General features: G+C 71.0%; 6 protein-coding genes. 5 read left to right on the top strand and 1 reads right to left on the bottom strand.

Annotated features, from left to right (window positions below):
* Positions 1-157 precede the first annotated feature (157 nt).
* The gene (locus INE98_RS01760; protein ID WP_293536049.1) at positions 158-787 is read right to left on the bottom strand and encodes a glutathione S-transferase family protein; all 630 of its coding nucleotides are present in this window, start codon (positions 785-787) and stop codon (positions 158-160) included.
* Positions 788-864: 77 nt separating this feature from the next.
* On the opposite strand from INE98_RS01760, the gene INE98_RS01755 reads away from it, so the two are divergent.
* The 5 genes from INE98_RS01755 to INE98_RS01735 all read left to right on the top strand — a co-directional run bounded on the left by INE98_RS01755 (position 865) and on the right by INE98_RS01735 (position 4,528).
* A complete protein-coding gene (locus INE98_RS01755) occupies positions 865-2,517 on the top strand; it encodes an acyl-CoA dehydrogenase family protein (protein ID WP_293536047.1) in 1,653 nt (550 codons plus the stop codon).
* A 20-nt stretch (positions 2,518-2,537) separates the two neighbouring features.
* Positions 2,538-2,741, top strand: a complete 204-nt coding sequence (locus INE98_RS01750) for a twin transmembrane helix small protein (protein ID WP_293536046.1) — start codon at positions 2,538-2,540, stop codon at positions 2,739-2,741.
* Between the two features lie 3 nt (positions 2,742-2,744).
* Positions 2,745-3,317 carry a cob(I)yrinic acid a,c-diamide adenosyltransferase gene (locus INE98_RS01745; RefSeq protein WP_293536045.1) on the top strand — a complete coding sequence of 191 codons (573 nt, stop codon included), beginning with the start codon at positions 2,745-2,747 and terminating at the stop codon, positions 3,315-3,317.
* Positions 3,318-3,528: 211 nt separating this feature from the next.
* A complete protein-coding gene (locus INE98_RS01740; protein WP_293536044.1) occupies positions 3,529-3,729 on the top strand; it encodes a transposase in 201 nt (66 codons plus the stop codon).
* Positions 3,730-3,967: 238 nt separating this feature from the next.
* Positions 3,968-4,528, top strand: a complete 561-nt coding sequence (locus tag INE98_RS01735; protein ID WP_293536043.1) for a DUF3035 domain-containing protein — start codon at positions 3,968-3,970, stop codon at positions 4,526-4,528.
* The last annotated feature ends 207 nt before the right edge of the window (positions 4,529-4,735 follow it).

The raw sequence follows: 4,735 nt of genomic DNA, 5'->3' as shown, positions 1-4,735 counted from the left end.
GGTGGCGACCCTGCTCAGTCCCAGCCCAAAAGGCTCGGGGGATCTCGGCCCCTCCACCGACTGTCCGCCTGGCGTTGGAGCGCCAGGCGGACGTCCCGGAAGACAGACCCAATCTAGCGCTTCTGAAACAAACAAGGGGGTGCAACGGCGCCCCCCCTCAGTCCTGCGGACCCATGTTGTACGGCCCGCCGGTCTTCAGGGCCCGGCGGTAGGCCGGGCGGTCCTGGCAGCGGCGGACCCAGGCGGCGAGGCGCTCGTGGCCGGCCAGGCGGCCCAGCATGGCGCCGGCCTCGCCCACGAAGCTCATCTGGATGTCGGCCAGGCTGAAGTCGCCCAAGAGGTAGTCACGGCCCGCAAGCGCCCCGTCGACAAAGCCCAGGTGGTTGGCGATCTCGCTCTCGATGCGCGCGTGAAGGGGCGCGCCGGCCTCGCCCAGGCGGCGGACATACATGTCCAGCATCAGGGGCAGCATGGCCGAGCCCTCGGCGTAGTGCATCCACTGCTGGTAGACGTCGTACTCCCGCGAGGCGGCGGGCGGGGCCAGGCGCCCGCCGGCGCAGCGGCGCGAGAGGTAGTCCAGGATGGCGCCCGATTCGAAGACTACCTGGCCCTCGTGCTCGATGACAGGCGACTTGCCGAGGGGGTGGATGGCCTTCAGCTCCGGCGGGGCCAGGCGGGTGGCGGCGTCGCGGGCGTGGTGGCGGATCTCGTAGGGCAGGCCCAGCTCCTCCAGGGCCCAGAGGACGCGCTGGGAGCGGGAATCGTTCAGGTGGTGGACGGTGATCATGGTCGGGTCTCCCGGGCCGGCGAGTCGGTCTCAGCTTGCGGTGTCGCGGGCCGTACGCTTGGCCTATAAGGCCGGTGATGACTGAGGCCCTGATCCTACCCCGAATTGTCCCCCTGTTGCACCGGTCCGCGGAGGCCGCCGAGGCCGTGACCGCCCGGGTGCGCCTGGCGGTGGAGGCCCTGGTCGCGCCGGGGGGCCGGATCGACCGCCACCGGCTCGACGCCGAGCAGCACGCCGCACATGGCCTCGCCTGGTGCGCCGCCTACGCAGAGACCCTTCGCCAGGTCGCCCTGTGGGCGGAGCGGCTGGAGGCCGCCGGCGCCCTGACCGAGGCCGAGGCCCTGCCGGCCCAGCTCCTGGCCTTCGAGTACGTCTCACAGATGGCCGGCGGCCTGCCCATGAACCAGGGCGAGACCTTCCGCCCCGCGGACCTGGGCGTTTCGACCGGCGACCTCTTCCCCCTGATGGCCGAACTTCGCCCCGGCGCCTCCCAGGCCGTGAAGACCCGGACTGTGGCGCTGCTGGCGGCGGCGCAGGGCCGCGCCTCCCTCGAGGCCTCCGGCCTGGACGAGACCCTTGAGGCCATCCGCGACCAGTTCACCGACTTTTCCCGCACCCGGGTGGCGCCCTACGCCCAGGGCTGGCACCTGCGCGACGAGCTCATTCCCCTGTCCCTGCTGGAGGAGCTGGCCGGCCTCGGCGTCTTTGGCCTGACCCTGCCCGAGGCCTGGGGCGGGGCGGGGCTGGGCAAGACGGCCATGTGCGTGGTCTCCGAGGCCCTGTCCCGGGGGTGGATCGCCGCCGGCTCCCTGGGGACCCGCTCGGAGATCGCCGCCGAGCTGATCCTCGCCCACGGCACGGAGGACCAGAAGGCGCGGCTCCTGCCCGGAATCGCCTCGGGCGAGATCATTCCCACCGCCGTCTTCACCGAGCCCGACACCGGGTCGGACCTGGGCGCGCTGCGCACCCGGGCCGAGCGGTCCGGCGACGCCTGGAAGGTGTTCGGCGCCAAGACCTGGATCACCCACGCCGCCCGGGCCGACCTCATGACCCTGCTGGTCCGCACCGAGCCGGGCACGAAGGACCACCGGGGCCTGTCGATGCTGCTGGCCGAAAAGCCCCGCGGGACGGACGCAGAGCCCTTCCCGGCCCCCGGCATGAGCGGCGGCGAAATCGGCGTCATCGGCTATCGGGGCATGAAGGAGTACGACATCGCCTTCGACGGCTTCGAGGTCCCGGAGAGCGCCCTCCTGGGCGGCCAGACCGGCAAGGGCTTCTCCCAGCTCATGGCCACCTTCGAGAGCGCCCGGATCCAGACCGCCGCCCGCGCCGTCGGCGTCGGCCAGGCGGCCCTGGACGAGGCGGTCGCCTACGCCTTCCAGCGGCGGCAGTTCGACCGGCCCATCGCCGAGTTCCCGCGCGTCGCCAACAAGCTGGCCATGATGGCCGCAGAGCTCCTCGGGGCCCGGCGCCTCACCTGGTTCGCCGCCGAGGCCAAGGACCAGGGCCGCCGCTGCGACCTGGAGGCCGGCATGGCCAAGCTCACCGCCGCCCGCATCGCCTGGGCCGCCGCCGACAACGCCGTCCAGGTGCATGGCGGCGCCGGCTTCGCCACGGAGCAGGTGGTCAGTCGCCTCCTGGCCGACGCCCGCATCCTGAACATCTTCGAGGGGGCCGGCGAGGTGCAGGCCCAGGTCATCGCCCGCCGCCTGCTCGAGGGCGCGAATTAGTCGTCCGGAAAGGACATCCCATGGACTTGGTCTTCACCTACCTGATCCCGGCGGCCCTGCTCGCCGTCGCCGTGACCCTCGGCTTTGGTCTCTACGCCCTCTTCCGCGGCGGGGAGTTCGGGCGTTCGTACTCCAACAAGCTCATGCGTCTGCGGGTCCTGACCCAGGCCGTCGCCGTGGCCATCCTCGCCGCCGCCCTATGGTGGCGCCAGCAGGCGGGCTGAGCCGTGGTCCTGATCAACCGCATCTACACCCGCACGGGCGACGCCGGCTCGACCCGGCTGGCCTCCGGCGCGGAGGTCTCCAAGGCCGACCTGCGGGTCGCCGCCTATGGCGAGGTGGACGAGGCCAACGCCTGCCTGGGCCTGGTGCGGCTGCATACGTCCGGGACCGATCTCGACCCCCTGCTGGCCCGCCTGCAGAACGAGATGTTCGATCTCGGCGCCGACCTCGCCACGCCCCCCGGGCCGGCGGAGGACCGGGCCCTGCGCATCCTCGATTCGCAGGTCGAGCGGCTGGAGCGGGAGATCGACGCCCTGAACGAAGGCCTGGGCGAGCTGACCTCCTTCGTCCTGCCGGGAGGAAGCCCAGCGGCGGCGTACCTGCACCTCGCCCGCACGGTGGCCCGCCGGGCCGAGCGCAGCGCGGTCGCCCTGGCCGCCAGCGGCCAGCCGGTCAGCGGGCCGGCCCTGCGCTATCTCAACCGCCTGTCGGACCTGCTCTTCGTGGCCGCCCGCGTCGCCAACGACCAGGGCCGCAGCGACGTTCTCTGGAAGGCTGGGGCGACACGCGGCGATTAGCCGGGACGTCGGAGCGCCCTCGGGAGCGCTGTCACCCAATTCCTCCCCCTGGGGGGACCTTTGCGTAATTGCCGGATCGTCATTCCCTGTGTGTGGCGGGGCGGGGTTCGGGCGCTGGACCGGGTTTTGGCGCTTGTGGACTGGTCGGGCCTTGAAGGTCAGCTGTTCGGTCTTCGTCAGGAGGGCCCTGGCCGTCCGGAGCGATCGTCCGTTGCTGCTGTTCAAGGCTCTGCCTCTCCGGGCCTGGTATGGACTGTCGGATGCAGAGCTGGAGTTCCGGCTGGGGCAGCCTGCGTTTGGCCGCTTCGTGGGCCTTAGCCTTGAGGACGAGCGTCCCGATCACACGACCTTTTGCCGGTTCCGCAACCGGCTGGTGAGCGCCCAGATTCTGGATCACACCCTGACGCCGTGACAGCGGCTCTACAACACCCTGCAAACCCAGTTACTGGTGGCCAAAACCCGCCCCAAACGCGTCCACGGGATCATCGATGACGTAATGCAGGGTTCCCATCAGGGGGAGGTGGACCGCGAAGCGGGACGGAGGGGGTCTGCGACGCCCGGGGATTGGCGATCCAGAGGCGGTTGGCGCTGGTCGGGCTTTGCGCTATCTGACGAGTGTGGCCGGGGGCGGCCCGAGGAGCCGTGTCTTGATGAAGTTCCAACACATCGCGGTCATCGCCGTCCTGGCTGCGGCGACCGGCCTGTCCGGCTGCGAATCGACGCGCCAGGCCCTGGGCATGACCAAGGTCACCCCCGACGAGTTCCGCGTGGTCTCCAAGGCGCCCCTGGTGGTGCCGCCGGATTTCGCCCTCCGCCCGCCGGCGCCCGGCGAGCCCCGCCCGCAGGAGCTTCAGCCGGAGAGCGCGGCGCGCAACGCCCTGATCGGCCGATCCCTGGCGGAGACCCGCTCTGACGGGGAAAGGCTGCTCGTGGGCAAGGCGGGCGGCGACAAGGCCGATCCCCTGATCCGCTTCGTCATCGACGACGAGAACGGGGACATCGCCCACAAGGAGAAGAGCTTCGCGGACACGGTGATGTTCTGGCGGCCGGGGCAGCCGCGCAGCCCGGCCGCGGTCGCGGCGGAGGCGGACAACACGCCCGCCCCCCTCGATCCGGCCGCCGAGGAAGCCCGTATCAAGTCGCTGATCGGCGACAAGACCGTGGTCATCGCCCGGGAACGCAGTTCGCGGATCAAGATTCCCGGCCTGTAGCGGTCGCTACGCCGGGCACACCCCACTGAACGGGAGGAATCACAGCGCGCAATTGCTCCCCCTGATGGGACCCCTGCGTTATGACCCCAATGATCCCGGAGATGCGCTGAAGGCGTGTTTTGGCGGCCTGTGGGTGGGTTTTGGGGGTGATTTTGAGGTGTCTGGACGGACTCCGGGCGTGTCAGGCCGTCATTGCGGCGGCGCGGC

This window comes from Phenylobacterium sp. (assembly GCF_020253645.1).
Classification (GTDB): Bacteria; Pseudomonadota; Alphaproteobacteria; order Caulobacterales; family Caulobacteraceae; genus Phenylobacterium.
This window is presented reverse-complemented; position numbering and strand designations above follow the sequence as displayed.

Coding starts and splice junctions, on each gene's coding strand:
- INE98_RS01760 (WP_293536049.1), bottom strand. CDS start 787: ATGATCACCGTCCACCACCTGAACGATTCCCGCTCCCAGCGCGTCCTC.
- INE98_RS01750 (WP_293536046.1), top strand. CDS start 2,538: ATGGACTTGGTCTTCACCTACCTGATCCCGGCGGCCCTGCTCGCCGTC.
- INE98_RS01735 (WP_293536043.1), top strand. CDS start 3,968: ATGAAGTTCCAACACATCGCGGTCATCGCCGTCCTGGCTGCGGCGACC.
- INE98_RS01755 (WP_293536047.1), top strand. CDS start 865: ATGACTGAGGCCCTGATCCTACCCCGAATTGTCCCCCTGTTGCACCGG.